This is a genomic window from Pigmentiphaga sp. CHJ604 (genome assembly GCF_036972535.1).
Lineage (GTDB): Bacteria > Pseudomonadota > Gammaproteobacteria > Burkholderiales > Burkholderiaceae_B > Pigmentiphaga > Pigmentiphaga daeguensis.
Genome location: NZ_CP136998.1, coordinates 1,963,784 through 1,985,347, shown reverse-complemented (window position 1 = coordinate 1,985,347; position 21,564 = coordinate 1,963,784). Strand labels below are relative to the sequence as shown.

17 protein-coding genes are annotated in these 21,564 nt (G+C 65.8%); 7 read left to right on the top strand and 10 right to left on the bottom strand.

Going from position 1 to position 21,564, the window contains the following annotated elements:
* Positions 1–3,183 (bottom strand): efflux RND transporter permease subunit, encoded by a 3,183-nt coding sequence (locus R4823_RS09600; protein WP_087841808.1) that lies wholly within the window; start codon positions 3,181–3,183, stop codon positions 1–3.
* Between the two features lie 151 nt (positions 3,184–3,334).
* A complete protein-coding gene (locus tag R4823_RS09595) occupies positions 3,335–4,543 on the bottom strand; it encodes an efflux RND transporter periplasmic adaptor subunit (protein ID WP_087841809.1) in 1,209 nt (402 codons plus the stop codon).
* Between the two features lie 490 nt (positions 4,544–5,033).
* Between R4823_RS09595 and R4823_RS09590 the strand changes: the two genes are divergently transcribed.
* Positions 5,034–5,885 (top strand): neutral zinc metallopeptidase, encoded by an 852-nt coding sequence (locus tag R4823_RS09590; RefSeq protein WP_132980395.1) that lies wholly within the window; start codon positions 5,034–5,036, stop codon positions 5,883–5,885.
* Positions 5,886–5,964: 79 nt separating this feature from the next.
* Here R4823_RS09590 and R4823_RS09585 read toward each other — a convergent pair whose 3' ends face one another.
* Together R4823_RS09585 and R4823_RS09580 are read right to left on the bottom strand one after the other, a co-directional pair.
* The gene (locus R4823_RS09585; protein WP_087841811.1) at positions 5,965–7,218 is read right to left on the bottom strand and encodes a class I SAM-dependent methyltransferase; all 1,254 of its coding nucleotides are present in this window, start codon (positions 7,216–7,218) and stop codon (positions 5,965–5,967) included.
* A gap of 192 nt (positions 7,219–7,410) precedes the next feature.
* A complete protein-coding gene (locus R4823_RS09580) occupies positions 7,411–7,953 on the bottom strand; it encodes a YaeQ family protein (protein ID WP_338618464.1) in 543 nt (180 codons plus the stop codon).
* A 263-nt stretch (positions 7,954–8,216) separates the two neighbouring features.
* Between R4823_RS09580 and R4823_RS09575 the strand changes: the two genes are divergently transcribed.
* Positions 8,217–8,576, top strand: coding sequence for an H-NS histone family protein (locus R4823_RS09575; RefSeq protein ID WP_338618463.1), 360 nt, complete (start codon positions 8,217–8,219; stop codon positions 8,574–8,576).
* 127 nt (positions 8,577–8,703) lie between these two features.
* Here R4823_RS09575 and R4823_RS09570 read toward each other — a convergent pair whose 3' ends face one another.
* Positions 8,704–9,048: a DMT family protein gene (locus R4823_RS09570; protein WP_087841814.1), complete on the bottom strand. Its 345-nt coding sequence runs from the start codon at positions 9,046–9,048 to the stop codon at positions 8,704–8,706.
* Positions 9,049–9,215: 167 nt separating this feature from the next.
* Here R4823_RS09570 and R4823_RS09565 point away from each other — a divergent pair, with 167 nt between their 5' ends.
* Positions 9,216–9,854 (top strand): TetR family transcriptional regulator, encoded by a 639-nt coding sequence (locus R4823_RS09565; protein WP_165963284.1) that lies wholly within the window; start codon positions 9,216–9,218, stop codon positions 9,852–9,854.
* Between the two features lie 10 nt (positions 9,855–9,864).
* Here the strand turns inward: R4823_RS09565 and R4823_RS09560 are convergent, their stop codons facing one another.
* Positions 9,865–10,548, bottom strand: coding sequence for a DUF4136 domain-containing protein (locus R4823_RS09560; RefSeq protein WP_279813797.1), 684 nt, complete (start codon positions 10,546–10,548; stop codon positions 9,865–9,867).
* Between the two features lie 142 nt (positions 10,549–10,690).
* Here R4823_RS09560 and pepN point away from each other — a divergent pair, with 142 nt between their 5' ends.
* Together pepN and R4823_RS09550 are read left to right on the top strand one after the other, a co-directional pair.
* Positions 10,691–13,387: an aminopeptidase N gene (gene pepN, locus R4823_RS09555; RefSeq protein WP_087841817.1), complete on the top strand. Its 2,697-nt coding sequence runs from the start codon at positions 10,691–10,693 to the stop codon at positions 13,385–13,387.
* A complete protein-coding gene (locus R4823_RS09550) occupies positions 13,384–14,400 on the top strand; it encodes a class 1 fructose-bisphosphatase (protein WP_279813791.1) in 1,017 nt (338 codons plus the stop codon). Before pepN ends, R4823_RS09550 begins: the two co-directional genes overlap by 4 nt.
* A gap of 166 nt (positions 14,401–14,566) precedes the next feature.
* Here R4823_RS09550 and R4823_RS09545 read toward each other — a convergent pair whose 3' ends face one another.
* Together R4823_RS09545 and R4823_RS09540 are read right to left on the bottom strand one after the other, a co-directional pair.
* Positions 14,567–16,012 (bottom strand): glutamine synthetase family protein, encoded by a 1,446-nt coding sequence (locus R4823_RS09545; RefSeq protein WP_132980393.1) that lies wholly within the window; start codon positions 16,010–16,012, stop codon positions 14,567–14,569.
* Between the two features lie 8 nt (positions 16,013–16,020).
* Positions 16,021–17,325 carry an aromatic ring-hydroxylating dioxygenase subunit alpha gene (locus R4823_RS09540; RefSeq protein WP_087841030.1) on the bottom strand — a complete coding sequence of 435 codons (1,305 nt, stop codon included), beginning with the start codon at positions 17,323–17,325 and terminating at the stop codon, positions 16,021–16,023.
* Positions 17,326–17,636: 311 nt separating this feature from the next.
* On the opposite strand from R4823_RS09540, the gene R4823_RS09535 reads away from it, so the two are divergent.
* Both R4823_RS09535 and R4823_RS09530 read left to right on the top strand, forming a co-directional pair.
* Positions 17,637–18,365 carry a GntR family transcriptional regulator gene (locus R4823_RS09535; RefSeq protein WP_087841029.1) on the top strand — a complete coding sequence of 243 codons (729 nt, stop codon included), beginning with the start codon at positions 17,637–17,639 and terminating at the stop codon, positions 18,363–18,365.
* A 3-nt stretch (positions 18,366–18,368) separates the two neighbouring features.
* Positions 18,369–19,571, top strand: coding sequence for an MFS transporter (locus tag R4823_RS09530; protein ID WP_132980392.1), 1,203 nt, complete (start codon positions 18,369–18,371; stop codon positions 19,569–19,571).
* Between the two features lie 62 nt (positions 19,572–19,633).
* Here R4823_RS09530 and lpxO read toward each other — a convergent pair whose 3' ends face one another.
* Together lpxO and R4823_RS09520 are read right to left on the bottom strand one after the other, a co-directional pair.
* Positions 19,634–20,533 carry a lipid A hydroxylase LpxO gene (lpxO, locus tag R4823_RS09525; protein WP_087841027.1) on the bottom strand — a complete coding sequence of 300 codons (900 nt, stop codon included), beginning with the start codon at positions 20,531–20,533 and terminating at the stop codon, positions 19,634–19,636.
* 16 nt (positions 20,534–20,549) lie between these two features.
* On the bottom strand, positions 20,550–21,524 hold the full coding sequence (locus tag R4823_RS09520) for a quinone oxidoreductase (protein ID WP_279813782.1): 975 nt from the start codon (positions 21,522–21,524) through the stop codon (positions 20,550–20,552).
* Between the last annotated feature and the right edge of the window lie 40 nt (positions 21,525–21,564).

The window sequence follows — 21,564 nt, the reverse complement described above, 5'->3', positions numbered from 1 at the left end:
TCAGTTTCCTTCATGCTTGACCGTTCCCGCCGCGCCGGCGTCGCCCTTGTTCGGCTCGTCGTCATGGTGCCCCATGACATGCAGCGATTCGGGCTTGGTCTTGAACAGCCTCAGCACCACCACGAAGAACACGGGCACCAGAAACACGGCCAGCAGCGTGGCGGAGATCATGCCGCCCATCACGCCGGTACCGATGGCGCGCTGCGCACCCGAGCTCGCGCCGGTGGCGATGGCCAGCGGCAGCACACCCAGGATGAACGCCAGCGAAGTCATGACGATGGGGCGGAAACGCAGGCGCGCCGCCTCGATCGTGGCCTCGGCCAGGCCCTTGCCCTCGGCATAGAGGTCCTTGGCGAATTCCACGATCAGGATCGCGTTCTTGGCCGACAGGCCGATGATGGTGATCAGGCCTACCTTGAAGAACACGTCGTTGGGCATGCCCACCAGCGTCACCGCCAGCACCGCGCCCAGGATCCCCAACGGCACCACCAGGATCACCGAGAACGGGATGGACCAGCTTTCATACAGCGCGGCCAGCACCAGGAACACCACCAGCAGCGACAGGGTCAGCAGGATGGGGACCTGGGCACCCGACACGCGCTCCTGCAGCGACTGGCCCGTCCATTCGTAGCCGATGCCCGGGGGCAGCTCGCGCACCAGGCGCTCCATCTCGCTCATGGCCTCGCCGGTACTGAAGCCCGGCTTGGCATCGCCCGAGATCTTGTAGGCGGGATAGCCGTTGTAGCGGATCACCTGCACCGGCCCCTTGGCCCACTCGGACGACGCGAATGCCGAGAACGGCACCAGGCCGCCGCTCGAGTTGGCGGCGTACAGGCGCAGCAGATCGTCCGGCGACATGCGGTCCCCGGCCTCGGCCTGCACGACCACGCGCTGGACGCGGCCGGCGTTGATGAAGTCGTTCACCACGGCCGAGCCCACCGACGTGGACAGCGCCGAACGGATGGAATCGAACGACACACCCAGGGCGTTGGCCTTCTCGCGATCGATCAGCAGCCGCAGTTCAGGCGCGTCCTCCAGGCCTTCGACGCGGGCGTACGCGATCACGGAGCTCTTGGCGACGGCGCCCAGCAACTGGTCGCGGGCGTCGCGCAGCGCGTTGTGGCCCAGCCCGCCACGGTCCTGCAGGCGGAACGTGAAGCCGGTCGCGTTGCCCAGTTCGGGAATGGCCGGCGGCACGATCGAGAACACCATGGCGTCCTTGATGCGGGCGAAGAAGCTGCCGTTGGCGCGCGCGGCCTCGGCCTGCGCCGATTCGTCCGCGCCGCGCTCGGACCAGTCCTTGAGGGTGGCGAACGACAGAGCCGCGTTCTGGCCCATGCCCGAGAAGCTGAAGCCCAGGATGGTGATGATGGACTTCACCGACGGCCGCTCGGAGTAATGCGCTTCCATGACCTCGACCGCCTCGCGGGTGCGGTTGGCCGAGGCGCCCGGGGGCGTCTGGATGTCGGTGATCACGTAGCCCTGGTCTTCCGCCGGCAGGAACGACGACGGCAGGCGCAGGAACGTATAGGCCATCACGGCCAGGATCGCCGCATAGATGACCATGTAGCGCCCGGTCTTGGCCAGCAGGCGGCCCACCCAGTTCTGGTAGCCGTCGGCCGTCCGGTTGAAGCTGCGGTTGAACCAGCCGAAGAAGCCCTTCTTCTCGTCATGCGCGCCCTTGGGGATCGGCTTGAGCAGCGTGGCGCACAGCGCCGGCGTCAGGGACAGCGCTAGGAAGCCCGAGAACATGATGGACGTGGCCATGGCCAGCGAGAACTGCCGGTAGATCACGCCCACCGAGCCGCTCATGAAGGCCAGCGGCAGGAACACGGCCGTCAGCACCAGTGTGATGCCGATGATGGCGCCGCTGATCTGGCCCATGGCCTTGCGGGTGGCTTCCTTGGGCGGCAGCCCTTCCTCGACCATGATGCGCTCGACGTTCTCCACCACCACGATGGCATCGTCCACCAGGATACCGATCACCAGCACCATGCCGAACATGGTCAGCACGTTGATCGAGAACCCGGCGATCAGCATGCACGCGAACGAGCCCATCAGGCAGATCGGCACCACGATGGACGGGATCAGCGTGTAGCGGAAGTTCTGCAGGAACAGGAACATCACCAGGAACACCAGCACCATGGCCTCGACCAGGGTATGGAGCACCTTCTCGATCGACGCCTTCACGAAGGGCGAGGTGTCGTACGGGATGTCGTACTTGTAGTCGGCGGGGAAATAGGCCGCCAGCTCTTCCATCTTGGCCTTGACGCCCTCGGCCGCCGACAGCGCGTTGGCGCCGGGCGCCAGTTGCACCGCCACGGCGGCGGTCGGCTTGCCGTTCAGGCGCGACGAGAACGCGTAGGTCTCGGCGCCGACCTCGATGCGCGCGACGTCGCGCAGGCGCACGGACGAGCCGTCCGGATTCGCGCGCAGCACGATGTTGCCGAACTCCTCGGGCGTGGCCAGCTGGCCGCGCACCGAGATGGTGGCAGTGATCTGCTGGTCCGGCAGATTGGGCTGGTCGCCGATGGCGCCCGCCGGTAACTGCACGTTCTGGCCGGCGATGGCGGCATTGACGTCGGCCGTGGACAGCTTGTAGCCCACCAGCTTGGCCGGATCGATCCAGATGCGCATGGCCCGCTGCGAGGCGAACAGCTGCGCCCGGCCCACGCCGGGGATACGGCGGATCTCGCTCAGCACGTTGCGGGTCAGGTAGTCGCCCAGGCCCACGGCATCGGTTTCGCCGCTTTCCGAGGACAAGGTCAGCACCAGCAGGAAGTTGGTGCTGGCCTTCTCCACCCGCAGCCCTTGCTGCAGCACGGATTGCGGCAGGCGGGACTCGACCCGCTTGATGCGGTTCTGCACGTCCACCGCGGCCAGGTCGGGGTCGACCCCCGGCGCGAAGGTGATGTCGATTTCGGCGCGGCCAAAGTTGCTCTGCGACTCGAAATACAACATGCCCTGCGCGCCGTTGAGCTCGTCCTCGATCAGGCTGGTGATCGACTGGGCCACCGTTTCGGCCGACGCGCCGGGATAGGTGGCCGACACCGAGATGACCGGAGGCGCCACCGCCGGGTACTGCGACACCGGCAGGTTGGGAATGGCCAGGACGCCTGCCAGGATGATGAACAGCGCGACCACCCAGGCAAAAATCGGCCTGCTAATGAAAAATTGCGACATGTCTGGTGACTCTCTTAGAGATGCTTCGGGCGGCCCGACAGGACCCGGCTCGACTTTGACGAAGCCGGGTTCGCCCTGCCTGCGTCTCGACCGGACCGGTCTTCACCGGTCCGCGCACCCGGGGCGGATCGCGCGCCGGGCACGGTACCGATCACGACTTGCTGCCTTGCTGGCCAGCCGGCTGCGCCGGCGCGGGTTCGGCCGCGGGCTTCCAGGGTACGGGCTTGACCTGCGCGCCCGGACGCACCTTCTGGAAACCTTCGACGATGACCACGTCGTTGGGCTTGAGGCCCTGGGTCACGATCCAGCGATCGCCCACCGCGGCGCCGGTCTTGACGGGACGCGGCTCGACCTTGTTCTCGGCGCCGACCACGTAGACCGACGCATCGCCGTTGGCGCCGCGCTGCACCGCCTGCTGCGGCACGGTCAGCGCCGCCTCGTCGATACCCTGCTCGACCCGCACCCGCACGTACATCCCCGGCAGCAGGACGTTGTTCGGGTTCGGGAACTCGGCGCGCAGCGTGACCTGGCCGGTGCTTTGATCGACCGTGACGTCCGAGAAGAGCAGCTTGCCGGTCAGCGGATAACGCGAACCGTCGTCCAGCACGAGCGAGACACGGGCTTCGTTCGGCGCGACCTGCTTGATCTTGCCGCTGTCGAAGGCCGCGCGCAGCTGGCTCAGTTGCGCCACGGACTGCGTGAAGTTGGCGTAGACCGGATCCAGGCGCTGGATGACCGCCAGCGGCGTGACCTCGCCCTGGCCGACCAGCGCGCCCTCGGTAACCAGCGCGCGGCCGATGCGGCCGGAAATCGGGGCCGTGACGGTGGCATAGTCCAGGCTGAGCTTGGCCCGGTCCAGCGCGGCCTTGGTGGCCGACACGGCCGCCTGCGCCTGCTTGTACGAAGCAACGGCGTTGTCGTACTCCTGCTTGCTGACCGCGTTCGCCTTCACCAGCGGCTCATAGCGCTCGGCCAGCATGCGGGCCTGGTACAGGTTGGCTTCGTCGCGCTCGAGATTGGCCTTGGCGCTGTTGTAGTCGGCCTGGAAAGGGGCCGGGTCGATCTTGAACAGCAGTTGGCCCGCCTTGACGTCGCTGCCCTCGCGGAACGCGCGCTGCAGCACGATGCCCGCCACGCGCGCGCGGACCTCGGCGATGCGGGTCGCTTCCAGGCGCCCGGGCAGTTCGTTGACGATGACTTCCTTGGTCGGCGTGATGGTGACCGTGCCGATCTCCATCGGAGGAGGCGCTCCCGCGCCCTGCTGCGCGCCACCGTTTCCTTTGCCGCAAGCAGACAGCGCCAGCAGGGTCGCCAGCGATACCGCGCCTAGCAGATAGGGTGAGCGTCTTTTGCGTTGCATAGCATTCCTCTAGGCATAGACGTCGCGGCACGGATGAAGCCGAAACGTAGTCGAAATCCCGGGATGACGAAAGCCTTGCGCGTCCGGCGGCCTGGCGCGCGCCGGGTGCGGACGGGAAGACATTGCGGACATCATGAAGCAGGCGATTATACAAACATTCATGGATGTTTGTATAAAAAGAACGAATTTTTTTGTTTCGTCAGTTGAGCGCGAGAATATGTCAAGTAGGCATTAACCCCTTGCAGGGCTAGGGCTTTTCCCGGCTTGCGTCGCGCCTAGCGCAGCATGCGCTCCCGAGGAGAAATGCTCCCACATTTTTGCGGCCCGTTGCTGCGCCTTTTGCGATTTTGCTCCGCCATCGTTGCGGCATAAACAACACCCCGCCTCCTCCGCGGCTCGGCGGGAGCGAGGCCGCGCCGGACCGGATCGGTTTATATTCTGGCCGTGCGCCCGCGCACCGCATCGAACGATAAAGGACAGAGGAAGCCCCATGCGTCTGGACAATGGCCGAGAAAGCAGCAACATCGAAGACCGGCGCGGCGGCGGTCCCCGCCTGGCGGGCCGCGGTTCACTGGGCATAGGCGCGGTGGTGCTGGCGCTGGTCGCCATGTACTTCGGCGTCGATCCATCCGTGGTTCTGGACCTGGCCTCCGGCCCCGGCCAGTCGGTCCAGGAATCGTCGGGACCGCCGCCGGCCGACGACAAGCAGGCCCTGTTCGTCTCGAAGGTGCTGGCCGACACCGAGGACACCTGGAGCCAGCTATTCACCGCGTCCGGCAGCCGCTACACCGAGCCCAAGCTGGTCCTGTACTCGGGCGCCACGAATACCGCGTGCGGCACGGGCCAGGCGGCCATGGGGCCGTTCTACTGCCCCGGCGATGCCCGCGTCTATCTCGACATGAGCTTTTTCGAGGAAATGCAGCGTCGCCTGAACGCCCCGGGAGACTTCGCCCGCGCCTATGTGATCGCCCATGAGATCGGACATCATGTCCAGAACCTGCTGGGCACGGCCGACAAGGTCAATCGCCAGCAGCGGCGCTCCAGCCAGGTCGAGGCCAACCAGTTGTCGGTGCGGATGGAACTCCAGGCCGACTGCTACGCCGGCGTCTGGGCCTATCACGCCAATCGGGCCCGGCAGATCCTGGAGCCCGGCGACGTGGAAGCCGCCCTGAACGCCGCCTCGGCCATCGGCGACGATCGCCTGCAAAAGGAAGCCCAGGGCTACGTGGTCCCGGACGCCTTCACGCATGGCACATCGGCCCAGCGCGTGCGCTGGTTCAAGCGTGGACTGGAAAGCGGCAATCCGGGCAACTGCGACACGTTCTCCGCGGCGTCGCTCTGACCGCCGCGTGAACACCCCGCCGCAATGCGCGAGCCCCGCCTAGGCGGGGCTCATTGCTTCGGCGGTGCCTGCCGGCACCTCAGCGATAGATGTAATCCCGGCGGAACGGATACGCCTGGCCGGCCGGCTCGTCGAGCTGGCTTGCATCGAATACGCCCTGACGCTGGCACAGCACCTGATTCAGCGAAATCCAGCCCTGCTCGAACGCCATGGCACAGCCGGCCAGGTACAGCCGGTAGGCCCGCACGGACTTGGCGCCCTGCTCGCCCGGCAAGATCCGGTAGGCCTCGTCCAGCTTGGCCTCGAGCCCGTCGCTCCAGGCCCACAGCGTGCGTGCGTAATGGGGGCGCAGATTCTCGACGTCGACGGCTTCCAGCCCGCCGTCGCTGAGCGTCTCCAGCACCTTGCTGACATGCACCAGTTCCCCGCCCGGGAATATGTACTTCTCGATGAAGTCTCCCATTCCGCTGCCGAGCTGGGCGTTATAGGTGCCACCGGAGGTGATCCCGTGGTTCATCACCAGGCCGCCCGGGCGCAGAAGCCGGCGGATCTTCGAGAAATAGGCGGTCAGCTGGGCACGCCCGACGTGCTCGAACATCCCGACGGACGCGATCTTGTCGTAGGGCTGGGTTTCCTCCAACTGGCGATAATCCAGCAGCACCATCCGGACACGGTTCTGCAGCCCCTTTTCCTCGATCAGGCGATTGACGTGCGCATGCTGGTTCTTGGACAGGGTGATGCCGGTGGCGTCGACGCCGTAGTTCTCGGCGGCCCACAGCAGCAGGCCGCCCCATCCGGCGCCGATGTCCAGGAACCGCTCGCCTTCCTGGAGCCGCAGCTTGCGGCAGATATGGTCGAGCTTGGCTTCCTGGGCCTGGGCCAGCGTCATGCCGGAATCGCGGTAATAGGCACACGAATAGACGCGGCGCGGGTCCTGCCACAGGCCGTAGAAATCATCGGACAGGTCGTAGTGGAACTGGATCTGCCGCGCGTCGCGGTCCATGGTGTGGCGCATGGCCGACGTCGCCTTGCGCCCCAGCTCCGACAGCCAGCCGGGCGGGGAATTGTCCACGGGCGACTCCGTCAGTATGGCGGCGGCCGCCGCCATCAGGTCGCGCATGTTGCCGGTTATGTCGACGCGCCCCTCGACATAGTCTTCGCCCAATTGGCCGATACGCCCCCGCACCAGGTGGGAGACGGATCGCAATGTCCTGAGCTTGAACCCGACCTTCGCATTGTCGGCCCCCAGCCGGGTGCCATCGGGCAGTATGAGTTGAACGGGAATGGGTAAAGCCGAAAGCCGACGTTCCGCCTGAGAAAAAAGTGCATTCATGTAGGGTTTTCCGTATTCCACAACCTGTCAGTCGCGACAGACGCGCGTTTTTATCGGCGCTCAACCCGCACAGGCAAAGATCCCCCTAGGTCGGCGCTTTTCGGTAGACCAAACTCGTAACCACTTTGCTTTTTTATCCTAGCACCAAAAACGCGGACGTTCATGGCATCCCATGGCGTCCAAAAACCCTATTCATAATGAGGGATGCAGCCTTTCCGGCGTCAGTGTGGCGTCCCGCTCGCCATTACCCATCCAGGCCTGGCCTTCCTGCACGTTGCATTGCAGCTGCATGTTTCGTTCCGCGAGCCGGGCCAGCGCGGCGGTATCGTCGGGGGCCAGCCGGAAAATCTGCAGATTATCCAGCCGCGCCACCTTGCCCTGGTTCTGGCGCCACCACGCGTCGGCGGTGCGGCCATAGGCATAGAGCACCACCCGCGCGGCGCGGGCGCATGCCTTGCGCAGCCATTTCTCGTCCGGCAAGCCCACTTCTATCCAGACGTCCACGGCACCGGTCAGATCCTTGCGCCATAGATCCGGCTCGTCGTCGGTCGACAGCCCCCTGCCGAACGCCAGCTCCTCGTCCGCATTCAGCGCGAAGGCCAGTACCCGCACCATCATTCTTTCATCGGTTTCCGAGGGATGGCGCGCAACGACCAGGGAATGTTCCGCGTAGTACCCCCTGTCCATGTCCGCTACCTGCAGTACCGCCTTGTAAACCACCGAACGTAGAGCCATGTCTTTTCATGCGGCCGCCCGCGGCGGCCGTTCCTCAAAAATTCCGGAGTCGGACGGCCTTGCGCAGGCGACTCCGGGAAATTACCCAAGTAGGTTTCCGAATGAACTTCCGGCGCAAATGGCGCTCTATTCTTTTGAAAATGTATCCGTTTTCACATAAGGGCTTCACAGCTTGGAAAATTCGCTTCTAAAATGCGCTGGCAATCCCGCGTTCCAAATCGAGTATTTCCTGCCCTTCGCCTGAAAAAACCACCTGGACAAAAATGGCTAAAGATACCTACCAATCACTGCAGGCCCAAATCCGCAAGCTTCAGGAAAAAGCGGAAAGCGTTCGCCAGAAACAACGCCAGCCTGTCATCGCTTCCATTCTTCGCTCGATGCAGGAATTCTCGATCACGCTGGACGAGTTGAAAGCCGCCCAGGCCAAGGGCGGGGCGCCCCGCAAGCGGGCGAGCGGCACCGCCGCCAAGACCAGCGCGGCAAAACCCGCCAAGCAGGTCGCTCCCAAGTACCGCCATCCCGAAACCGGCGAAACCTGGACCGGCCGCGGCAAGCCCCCGCGCTGGCTGGTGGCGGCCGAAGCCGGCGGCGCGACGCGCGACCAGTTTCTCATCGCCCAGTAATACGGCGCAGGCCGGCAGGGCCTTTGTAAAGGTGGTTTTACGATTCATATCCGTAAAACCACCTTTTTGATTGTTACCATCCGGAAAGGTTTACCCGTCCAAAGCCTCGGATTATTACGGTCGTGAATTATTTCTTGAAGGCGAAATAAACCGCGCCCACCAGGCAGCACGCCGCCCATAAATGGTTCAGCCGCAGCCGCTCATCCATGAACAGCAAGGCGAACGGCACGAACACCGTCAGCGTCACCACCTCCTGCAATATCTTCATCTGCGTTACGCTAAGGAAATCGAAGCCGTAGCGGTTCGCGGGCACCATGATTGCATATTCAAAAAAAGCCAGCCCCCAGCTCGCCATCAGGGCCAGATACCACGGACTGCCATGGGCGTATCGCAGGTGTCCATACCATGCGAACGTCATGAATGTGTTGGATAACGCCAGAAGCCCCACGAATGCCAATATCTGGGCAGCCATGCGCCCTCTCCTCAGTCAAACAAGCCAAAACATGGTATGCTTACATACATTCATGCATGTATATAAGCATTGCGCAGGGGCACCTTAGCTAGATAGCCCATTCACTCACACACCTCCGTCCGGCTGCCTTCCAGGCTGATGCCGGACACCACCGGCTGGGCATGGCCATGGTACGCAAAACGAAAGAGGAAGCGCTCGAAACCCGCACCCGCATTCTCGAAACCGCCGAGCAGATCTTCAGCGAACAAGGCGTCTCGCACACGTCGCTGCAGGATATCGCGGCGGCCGCCAATGTAACCCGTGGCGCGATCTACTGGCACTTCAAGAACAAGACGGACCTGCTGGACGCGATGCTGCAGCGGGTCAAGATGCCGATCGAGGATGCGCTCGAGCGCAGTTGCGACGCCAACTCCCCGGATCCGCTCAACCAGTTGCGGCGCAGCGCCGTCGGCGCCATGCAATTGATCTCCGAGGGCGCGAGCGCGCAGCGGGTCTGTGAGATCCTGCTGTTCAAGTGCGAATATGTGGCGGAAACGGCGGACATGCGCCGTCGCCACGTGGAAAGCCGCAAGGTCGCCCTGGGCCGCTACGAAGACGGCTTCCGCCGCGCCATCGCCCTGGGGCAGCTTCCGCCCCACACCGACCCACGCATAGCCGCCCTGGGCCTGCACGCCATCATGCATGGCCTGTTCATGGACTGGATGCTGGAACCTGGCGACTTCGACATCACCGAAGTGGGCGGCCGCGTCATCGACGACTTCCTGGCGGGGCTGAAGATCAGCCCGCCGCCGGCCCGGGCCGGCTGAGGCGCGAGCGCTACCTGCGCTGCTCCACCTCGTAGGTGACGTCCCGGACCTGTCCGTTCGTGTCGGGGAAACGATCGAAGATCGCCCGCACGAGGTAGGGCATCACCTGCGGAATGGAGTCGCCCGAGCCGGTGCTCACGGCCGTGGACTCGTAGACTTTCTGCCCGTTCTGCCTGGCGTCCCGGATCTCCACCCGCAGCGACGCGCGGGATGCGTCTACCGTGGTGGACGTCCAGGTCGGCGGATACGGGGGCCCCCAGGCAAAGCCCATGCCGCCGCGGCCGCGATAGCCGAAGCCGCCCCAGCCGTAGCCCCACGGCCCCCAGGGCCCGTAGAAGGGATCGTAGGCCGGACGCTCGATGCGCACCTGCACCGGCTCGACGCCGTACGAGAAGCTGACGGTGAAGCGGGCGGGCTTGCCCGCCTCGGCCTCGACCATGCCGGTGGGGCCGATGCCCGACCGGATCATGTCGGCGTATTCGCGATATTCCAGGCTGTCCCGCTGCGCCGCGGACGTATCGAATTTCCAGGTGGCGCCGACGGCATCGGCCGGCCATTGCTGGAAGGTCGTGACGCGGGCCGGCACCGTGGTCGCGCAGCCCGCGAGCAACGCCACGGCGGCCACCTTCGCGACGCGGCTGGCCCATGTCCAGCCGCCCCGTCCGAAGAAAGAATTACATTTGGATATCGACATGGTGCTTTCGCGTCCGCAGCAAGAATCGTAATTTAACCGTTATGGCGCTTGGACCGACACGAGGTGTTTCGGTTCTCGGCCGACGCGTCCCGCCCCGCCCCGCTACAATCCCATCCCTGCGCCGCCACTCGTTTCCGCCATCATGCGTACCGATACTCCCGTCACCATCAGACGCCAGAATTACCTTCCGTTTCCGTATGACATCGCGACGGTCAGGCTGGAATTCGACCTCGACCCCGCCGACACCCTGGTCCGTTCGCTGCTGGAGGTACGGCGTACCGGCGAAGGCCCGCTGGTCCTGGACGGCGAGGAACTGGAACTGGTCGCCGTCAAGGTGGACGGCCGGGACTGGAGCGGACACTACCAGGTGGACGGCAGCACCCTGACGCTGGACGACCTGGGCGTCCAGGCGCAGGTCGAGATCGTCTCGCGCTGCCGGCCCGAGGCCAATTCGGCGCTGATGGGGCTTTATATCTCGAACGGCGTCTTCTTCACGCAGTGCGAGGCCGAGGGCTTTCGCCGCATCACCTGGTTCCCCGACCGGCCCGACGTCATGTCGCGGTATTCGGTGGTGCTGCGGGCCGACAAGAAACGCTTCCCGCAATTGCTGTCCAACGGCAACCTGGTCAAGCAGGCCGACCTGCCCGATGGCCGCCACGAAGCGCATTGGGAAGACCCCTTTCCCAAGCCCTGCTACCTCTTCGCGCTGGTCGCGGGCACCCTGACCTGGCGCGAGTCCCGCATGCGCACCCGCTCGGGCCGCGAGGTGCTGCTGCAGGTCTACAGCGACCCCGGCAGCGAGGCCAAGACGCAGTACGCGCTGGAGTCGCTGGAGCGCGCCGTGCGCTGGGACGAGCAACGCTTCTCGCTCGAACTGGACCTGGACCGCTTCATGATCGTGGCCGCCCGCGATTTCAACATGGGCGCCATGGAGAACAAGGGCCTGAACATCTTCAACGCCGCCTACGTGCTGGCCGACCCGGAAAGCGCCACCGACGCCAACTTCAGCGCGATCGAAGCGGTGATCGGGCACGAGTATTTCCACAACTGGACCGGCAACCGCGTCACCTGCCGCGACTGGTTCCAACTGAGCCTGAAGGAAGGCCTGACCGTCTTCCGCGACCAGGAATTCACCGCCGACATGATGGCGCAGGGACTGGACGCGCAGGCGGCCGCCAGCGCGCGCACGGTCAAGCGCATCGACGACGTCGTGACGCTGCGGGCCGCGCAGTTCCCCGAGGATGCCGGCCCGATGGCGCACCCCATCCGGCCCGAGAGCTACCAGGAGATCGGCAACTTCTATACCGCCACGGTCTACGAGAAAGGGGCGGAAGTCATTCGCATGCAGCAGACCCTGCTGACGCCCGCGGGCTTCACGCGCGGGCTGGCCGAGTACTTCCGCCGGCACGATGGCCAGGCCGTCACCTGCGACGACTTCGTCGCCGCGATGGAGTCGGTCTACGTGCAGGATCACCCCGGACGCGACCTGTCCGTGTTCAGGCGCTGGTACAGCCAGGCCGGCACGCCGCGGGTGCGGGTGACGATCGAGCACGACGCCGCAACGCGGCGGTGCACGGTCACGCTCGCCCAGCGCTGCGAACCCGTGGGCGTGGAGCGCCTGCCGGGCGCGCCGGCCAAGCAGCCCTTCCACATTCCCTTCGCCATCGGCCTGCTGGATGCCCAAGGCCGGGCCCTGCCGCTCGAGCAGGCGGGCGGACACGAGGTGCGCGACACCGCGCTGCTCGAACTGACCACCGAGCACGCGCAATGGACGTTCGAGAACATCGACGCCAGGCCGGTACCCTCGCTGCTGCGCGACTTTTCCGCGCCGGTCATCGTCGAATACGACTACACCGATCACGAGCTCGCGCTGCTGATGAAGCACGATGGCAATGCCTTCGCCCGCTGGGAAGCCGGACAGCAACTGGCTACCCGCGTCATCCTGGCGGCCACTCGCGAACGGCAGGAGGGCAAGCCCTTCGTGCTGCATGGCGACTTCATCGAAGCCTGGCGCTCGGTGCTGGCCGCGCCGGGGCTGGATGCCGCCTACCGGGCTCGCGCCCTGACGCTGCCGTCGGAGAAGACGCTGGCCGAACACATGGCCAAGGTCGATCCGGTGGCGCTGGCCGCCGTGCGCGACGAAACCCTGGGCGCGCTCGGCCGCGCGCTGGCGGACGACTGGCGCGCCGCCATCGATGCCAACCAGACGCCGGGGGACTATTCGCCCGATCCGGTCAGCGCGGGCAAGCGCGCGCTGAAGAACCTCGCGCTGGCCACGCTGATGGCCGGCCGCGTGGACGGCGCGGCGGAACTGGCACTGCGCCAATACGACACGGCGCGCAACATGACGGACCGGCTGTCGGCCCTCTCCTCGCTGGTCAACTTCGGCGCGCCAGACGCCGCCGCGCGGGTGCTGGCCGACTTCTACGACCGCTGGCAGGACGACCCGCTGGTGGTGGACAAATGGTTCACCCTGCAGGCGACCGCCCGGGGCACCACGGTCCAGACCGTGGAAGGCCTGATGGCCCATCCGGCGTTCTCGCTGCGCAATCCCAACCGCGCCCGCTCGCTGGTCTTCCAGTTCTGCCTGAACAATCCCTACGGCTTCCATCGCGCCGACGGCAGCGGCTACCGCTACTGGGCCAGCCAGGTCCTGGCGCTGGACGCCCTCAACCCGGAAATCGCGGCTCGCCTGGCCCGTGCGCTGGACCGCTGGGTCCGCTACGTACCCGAACTGAGCGACCCCATGCGCCAGGCGCTGCAGCAGGTGCGCAGCCATCCCGGCCTGTCGCGCAACGTCACCGAAATCGTTTCTAAAGCCCTGGAGATCGCCGCATGAAGCGCAAGACGCTTACCCAATTCCTGATCGAGCAGCAGCGCGGGGCCGCCGCCCTGCCCGCCGAAGTCCGCCTGCTGGTCGAAATCGTCGCCCGCGCCTGCAAGGCCATCGGCCACGCGGTCGGCAAGGGCGCGCTGGGCGGCGTGCTCGGCAGCCTGGAAACCGAGAACGTCCAGGGCGAGGTGCAGAAGAAGCTGGACGTGCTGTCCAACGAAATCCTGCTGGAAGCCAACGAGTGGGGTGGCCAGCTGGCGGCCATGGCCTCCGAGGAAATGGAGACCGTCCACCTCATTCCCACCCACTACCCCAAGGGTGAATACCTGCTGCTGTTCGACCCGCTGGACGGCTCCAGCAACATCGACGTGAACGTGTCCATCGGCACGATCTTCTCGGTGCTGCGCGCGCCCGCCGAGGCCCGTGGCCGCGAGATCACCGAGCAGGACTTCCTGCAGCCGGGCTCGCAGCAGGTCGTGGCGGGCTACGCGCTTTACGGCCCGCAGACCATGCTGATCCTGACCGTGGGCACCGGCGTGTTCGGCTTCACCCTGGACCGCGAAGTCGGCTCGTGGGTGCTGACCCAGGAAAACATCCGCATTCCCGCCGACACCAAGGAATTCGCGATCAACATGTCCAACATGCGCCACTGGGCACCGCCGGTGCGGCGCTACATCGAGGAATGCCTGGCCGGCAAGACCGGACCGCGCGGCAAGGACTTCAACATGCGCTGGATCGCCTCCATGGTGGCCGACGTGCACCGCATCCTGAACCGCGGCGGCATCTTCATGTACCCGTGGGATGCGCGCGAACCGACCAAGCCCGGCAAGCTGCGCCTGATGTACGAAGCCAACCCGATGAGCATGCTGGTGGAACAGGCCGGCGGCGCCTCGACCAACGGCCTGCAGCGCATCCTGGACATCGAGCCCGCCGCGCTGCACGAACGCGTCAGCGTGATCCTGGGCTCGAAGAACGAAGTCGACCTCGTCACGAGCTATCACAAAGACGCGAGCAACTGATCCAGGAAACCGCGGATCCGGCTTTGCCAGGCCGCGCGCATCGCCCCTCGGGACCCGGCGCCGGGCCGCCCCGAGGCGGGTCCCGGCCCCCTTGAGGGGCTGCCGCGTAGCGGCTGGGGGCCCACCATGCGGGGCGCGCGTCAGCGCGTCGGGGGGGAAACCTCCCCTAGAACAGTTCGAAGTACTCGCGCTGTTCCCACTCGCTCACTTCGAGATTGAAGCGGGCGATCTCGGCTTCCTTGATGTGGCAGAAGTAATCCACGAAGCCGGCCCCCAGCCCCTCGCGCAGCACCGGATCGTCGCGCAAGCATCCCAGCGCCTCGGTCAGCGTATGCGGCAGGCTGGCGGCCTGGGTCTCGTAGGGCGCATCGGCCGACGGCCCGGGATCGAGGGCGCGGGCGATGCCATCCATGCCCGACAGCACCTGGGACGCGAAATACAGGTAGGGATTCGCCGCGGGTTCGCCCACCCGGTTCTCGATACGGGTCGCGGAGTCGCCCACGCCGCCCAGCACGCGCAGCATGACGCCACGGTTGTCCCGTCCCCAGATCGCCCGATCGGGCGCGAGCGAATACGGCCGGTAGCGCTTGTAGCCGTTGAGCGTCGGCGTGGACAGCGCGGTGGCGCCGCAGGCGTGGGCGAGCAGCCCGCCCAGGTAGTGGCGCCCCACCGGCGACAGGTCCTGGCCCGCCTCGGCGGGCACGAAGGCATTGCTGCCGTCGGACAGGCGGCGCAGGGATTGATGCAGGTGCCAGCCGCTGGACACGACGTTCGGGATGCGCGGGCGGCACATGAAAGTGGCATGGAAGCCTTCGCGGCGGCAGACCTGCTTGACCGCGTTGCGGAACAGGATCATGTCGTCGGCGGTCTTGAGCGCATCGCCCGGCGCGAAGGTGAACTCGAACTGGCTGGGACCGAACTCCACTTCCAGCGAACGCAGCGGGAGGTCCAGTTGCTGCGTGGTCTTGCGCACCAGTTCCATGACCGCGTCGACCGCGTCATAGCGCAGCTCGGTCAGGTACTGGTAGCCGTGCGACATCAGTTCGACATCCGGGGGCACGCCTGGCTGGCCGGGCTGGCCCGCGTCTTCCGGGCGCATGTGATGCTGCGCCACCCTGAAGACGTGGCACTCGACCTCCAGCCCCGTGATCAGGCCATACCCGGCTTCGTTCAGGTTCGCCAGCGTCTTGCGGAACAGCTGGCGGGTATCGAACGGCACGGGTACGCCGGTCTGGAAGTACGTGTCGCACAACAGCCAGCCGGTATTGGGCGCCCAGGGCAGGACCTTGAACGTGGTGGGATCGGCCACCATCAGCACGTCGGCGGCGCCCTGCATCTCGGGGCGGCTGAAGCCGCCGCCGGACGTGAACACCGGGAACACCGTCCGGTGCGACGTATCCTTGGCGTACATGGTGGTGGTGATGGTGACGCCGCTCTTGAGCGCGCGCACCGCCTCCTGGGCCACCAGCGTCTTGCCGCGCAGGATCCCGTGCTGGTCGGGGAAGGAAAAACGCACGACATCCAGCTTGCCGCTCTCGAGGGCGGCGATGACGTCGCGGGCGGCTTGCTGCTGGACCTCGGACCACAGGCCGAACCGATCAACGAAAGACATGTCGCCCCCTACGCGGCCCACTCGGAACTCTTGCGGCGCTTCTCGTCCGCGACCTTCCAGTAATCGCTCCAGGTATCGTCCGGGCCGATGCCGTCGATGGACGGCGGGCCGGTGAATTCGCCCGCCTGCGACTCATCGATCATCATCAGGGCCTTTTCGCCACGCTCGGCCTGGTCGATGGCCTCGAGCAGCAGGCGACGATAGGCGACGATGCCCTTGTCGGTGGAGCCCAGGTGCTCGCGGGTACGGTCCTGGATCTTGCCTTGCGATTCCACGGCCCACTGGTCGTGCACGTTGATGTCGTGCCCCATCCCGGTGTAGGTCTGCGTCGCCTGCTCCTTGGCGTTGTATCCGTAGTTGTTGAAACGGCCCACGCGCGGCATGTAGTCCGGCAGCTCGTACAGCGCCAGGCGCTGCTCGCGCATCTGCTGCTTGTTCACCGGCTGGCCGAAGCTGGTGAAGATGGCGTACCAGTAGCAGCTTTCGTCATCGATGGGCACATGCCATTGAGCGATCGTCATCTCGGAGCTCATGGGAATGATGAAGGCCTGGGGGAAGACGAGATTGGTCACGCGCACGTGGGTCTGCTCGCCGCCCAGCCGGCGCAGCGCGGTCAGGCGCAGCCCGTAGTTGGCCGGATCGACCTTGATCTCGGGGCGGTCGTACTCGCGCAGCACCTTGGTGATGGGCAGGTTGGAGTCGGCCGACGCGCCGCGGAACTGCTTGCCGTAGCTGGCCTCGGTATCGCCGTCCTCGAAGAAGCGGTGCAGGTACGAAGCGTGGGCGGGGTCGATGCCGACCTCCAGCGCCTGCAGCCAGTTGCAGTCGAGATAGCCCTTGAAGGCGAAGGTGTATTCGTTCGGGGCGACGAAGCAGTCGAAGTGGGGAAACGCCGGAGGCTCGCCTTCGCCGATGTAGGCGAACAGGAGGCCGCTCTTCTCGACCACGGGATAGGACTTCTGCCTGATGCGCTGGGGCAGCTTGCTGCCTTCCGGCTCGGCCGGCGTTTCCAGACAGGCGCCATCGACGTCGAACAGCCAGCCATGGAACAGGCAGCGCAGTCCGCCATCCTCCAGGCGCCCGAAGGCCAGGTCGGCGCCGCGGTGCGGACAGTCCCGATCGAGCAGGCCGTAGCGTCCCTGCTCGTCGCGGAACAAGACGAAGTCCTGCCCCATGAGCTTGACCGGGCGGACCGGGCGATCGCCCTCCAGTTCGTCGACCAGGGCAACGGGCTGCCAGTACCGGCGCAGCAGGTTGCCGGCCGGCGTACCCACCCCCACGCGGGTGATGCGTTGATTCTGTTCAGGGGACATACGAACTCCAATGGGACGATGCGATGTATGCAAGATACTATTCTATGGATCCAACGATGTAAACCCATGCCATGCCGATCTTGATCACGCATCATTGCCAAGAATGCCATGAATCATTAATTATCTTTATTTTTCAAAAACTTAAACAACCACATCGTTTTCCCTAGCCTGACCTTGAACGGGGGCCTCCATAGCTGAAGAATGCCCCAGAATCATAAAACTGGATCCAGCCAATCAATTGGATACAATGAGCGCCGGTGATCGCGCCGCGCCTCGAGGGGCACGCGCCGCACCCGCAAAGGAGAGCGACATTGGAATCGCAACAGACGCGCGTATTGGTGCAACTGCGGGACCTGATACTCAAAGGGGAATTCACGCCCGGCGAACGTCTGGCCGAGATTCCGCTGGCCGAGAAGCTGGGCGTGTCGCGCACGCCCATTCGCCTGGCGCTGGCCGCCCTGGAACAGGAAGGGCTGATCGAGCCCTCGCCCACCAACGGCTACATGATGCGGCGCTTCACGCCGCGCGAGATCCACGATGCGATCGCGGTGCGCGGCCACCTGGAAGGCATGGCCGCCCGTCTGGTGGCCGAGCATGGCGTCTCGCGCCAGTTGTCGCTGGACCTGCGGGCCTGCCTGCAGGACGGCGACCGCGCGGTCAACAAGGCCGAGATGACCTATGACGACTATGCCCTGTACGGGGAAATGAACGATCGCTTCCATAAGCTGATCATCGATGCCGCCGGCAACTTCGCCCTGGCGCGCGCCATAGAAATGAACAATCGCCTGCCCTTCGCCTCGCCCAGCACCATGCTGCCGATGCAGAACACCGGGGACGAACGGCAGAAGTGGATGGTCTACGCCCACTTGCAGCATCACCGGCTGGTCCAGGCCATGGAGAAAGGCGAAGGTGCCCGTGCGCAGGCGCTGGCCGAGGAACACGTGGATGTCGCGCAAATGAACCTGGAATACGCGCTCGAGCGCCCGGAAACGGCGGCCCAGCTGCTGCCCGCCATGAAGATCGTCCTGGGCAAGGCCTGACGCATGGCCCTCGACAGAGGTTCCCAACACACCGATTGGCCCGGTGTCGGCCTGGGCGTGGCCTGCGGCATCCTGGTCGCCCTGTGCGTGGGCAAGATGCCGCCCGCGCTGCCGCTGCTGCAGCAGGACCTGGGCTTGAGCCTGCGCGAGGTGGGCTGGGTCGTTTCCTTGTTCAGCACCATTGCCACCCTGTGCGCGGCAGGCATGGGACTCGTCTCCGGCCGCGTCGGCGCCTGGCGCTTCACCCTCGCCGGCCTGTGCGCGCTGATGGCCGGGGGGCTGCTGGGCGCGGTATCCGACAGCTATGCCATGCTGCTGGCCAGCCGCATCCTGGAAGGCACCGGGCAGATCGCGATCGTCGTGTCGGTACCCGCCCTGCTGACGGCGCTCAGCGCGCCGCACCAGACCCGCCTGGTGCTGGCCCTTTGGTCGGCCTACATGCCGCTGGGCATCAGCTTCGCGCTGCTGACGGCACCGTTGCTGCTCGAGGACGGCCACTGGCGCCTGCTATGGACGCTGATCGCCGGCGTGACGGCCGTGTGCGCGGTCTGGATGGGACTCTGGCGCAAGCGCTATGTCCATGCCAGGCCGGCGGCGCGCTCGCTGGACTGGCGCAAGCTGACGGGCGGGCTGCGCCAGCTCGTGCCCTGGGTGCTGGGGCTTTCGTTCACGTTCTACGCCATCCAGTTCTTCACGGTGATGACCTTCCTGCCGACCTGGGCCATCCAGGAACGCGGGCTGTCGCTGCGCACCGCCTCCCTGCTGACCGCCGTCGTGATCTTCTTCAACGCCGGCGGCTCGGTGCTCGGCGCCTCGCTGTTGCAGCGCGGCCTGCGCGGCAGCTCGCTGATCATGACGGCCCATGTCGTCGTCGGCCTGTCGGCCTGCGCGATCTTCTCGGATTGGCTGCCGGATGCCGTCCGCTTCATGGCCTGCCTGAGCCTGAACCTGATCGGCGGCACCCTGCCGGCGGCCACCTTGTCGGCATCGCCGCGCCTGGCCAAGAGTCCGGACCAGATCGCCAGCCTCCAGGGGCTGTTCCTGCAGGGCTCCAACCTGGGCCAGTTCGCGGCCGCCCCGCTGGTGACCTGGGCCGTCACGCTGTCCGGCCCGGTGCCGGACTGGTCCCATGCCCTGCCACTGATGGCGCTGTGCGCCACGACCGGCCTGGCCCTGGGAACCTTCGCCCGCTCGCGGGGACTATGAAAAACGGCCATGGCGCTCGCCGCCATGGCCGTTGCCTGCTGCCCTGCGGCCGCGCCTCTGGCTCAGATGTAGATGATCAGCGCGACCACGCCAATGATCAGGGCTGCCTTGGTCAGCCGGTAGACCGTGCGGTTCCAGTTCTTGAGCCTGCGGCGATACTGCCCGGCCACCCAGACGACATAGAACAGCTTGTTGATCAGGCCCGTCTTGTCGCCCTCTTCGTTGGGCGAACTGGCGGCGGTCATGACCTTGCGCCCCATCCACTTGTTGAAGGCCTGCGCCCAGCGGTAGCGCAGCGGACGCTCGACGTCGCAGAACAGGATGATGCGGTCGCGGTCCGTCCCGTTCTCGGCCCAGTGGATGAAGGTCTCGTCGAACACCACGCTCTGCCCGTCGCGCCAGCTGTAGCGCTCGCCGTCCACCTCGATGAAGCAGCGGTCGTCGTTCGGCGTCTCCAGCCCCAGGTGGTAGCGCAGCGAGCCGGCGAACGGATCGCGGTGGGGATTGAGCTTCGCCCCGGGCGGCAGTTCGGCGAACATGGCGGCCTTGACCTCGGGAATGCCGCGCAGGATCTCGACCGTGCGGGGGCAGTACTCGTGCGCGGACGGATGCTGGGCCTCGTACCACTTCAGGTAGAACCGTTTCCAGCCCGACTTGAAGAAGGAGTTGAAACCCGCGTCGTTGTTCTTTTCCGCCGCGCGGATGCGCTGCGCGTCGCGCAGTTTCACCGCCTCGTCGCGGATGACCTCCCAGTTGTCGTCCAGCGCCTGCAGCGCCGGCAATTGCCGCACCGGGATGTACGGCACGGCGGGCACCCGGGAAAACAGGTACATGAACGCGTTGACGGGTGCCACGATCGAGGAATGGTCGAACAACTGCCTGAAGAAGCGCAGCCGGACCTTGCCCCGGAAGTGCACGTAGCCGATGGCGCCCAGGTACAGCGCGACGATGATCCATTTCATGTTCAGTCCTATCCCCCTACACCTCTAGTACGGTGGAGCCGGTGGTCTTGCGGGCGGCCAGCGACTCGTGGGCCTGGGCGATGTCCTCGAGCTTGAAGCGCTGCTCGATGCGCGGCTTGATCTTGCCCGCGACGACCAGCTCGAACAGGTCGGCCGCCGCGGCCTGCATTTTTTCCAGGGTATCCACGTGATGCGCCACGGTGGGCCGCGTCACGAACAGCGATCCCTTCTGCGCCAGGATGCCCAGGTTGACCCCGGTGACCGCGCCCGACGCGTTGCCGAAGCTGACCATCAGGCCCCGCTGCTGCAGGCAGTCGAGCGACGTTTCCCAGGTGTCCTTGCCCACGCCGTCGTAGACCACCGGCACTTTCTTGCCCTTGGTCAGCTCGAGCACGCGCTCGGCCACGTTCTCGCGGCTGTAGTCGATGACCTGCCACGCGCCGTTGGCCTTGGCCAGCGCCGCCTTTTCCGGCGAGGACACCGTACCGATCAATTTTACGCCCAAAGCCTTCGCCCACTGGCATGCGATCAGGCCGACGCCGCCGGCCGCGGCGTGGAACAGGATGGTCTCGTTGCCCTGCAGGCGGTAGGTCTGGCGGAACAGGTACTGCACCGTCAGCCCCTTGAGCATGATGGCCGCGGCCTGGTCGAAACCGACGCCGTCCGGGATGCGGACCACCTGGAAGGCGGGCATGTTGCGCACTTCCGCATAGGCGCCCAGCGGGCTCTGCCCATAGGCCACGCGGTCGCCCACCTTCAGGTGCCGGACCTTGGGCCCCACAGCGTCGACCACGCCCGCCGCCTCGAACCCCAGCACGGCGGGCAGCCGGGCAGGATACAGGCCGGTGCGGAAATAGATGTCGATGAAATTCAGGCCGACCGCGTGCTGCCGGATCCGGACTTCGCCGGGACCGGGGGCGGGCACGTCGACGTCAACCAGCTTGAGCACTTCGGGGCCGCCATGCTGCTCGATGCGTATCGCCTTGGACATCTGGAATCTCCTTGATGGGCAATGGTCATGCCGCATTCTA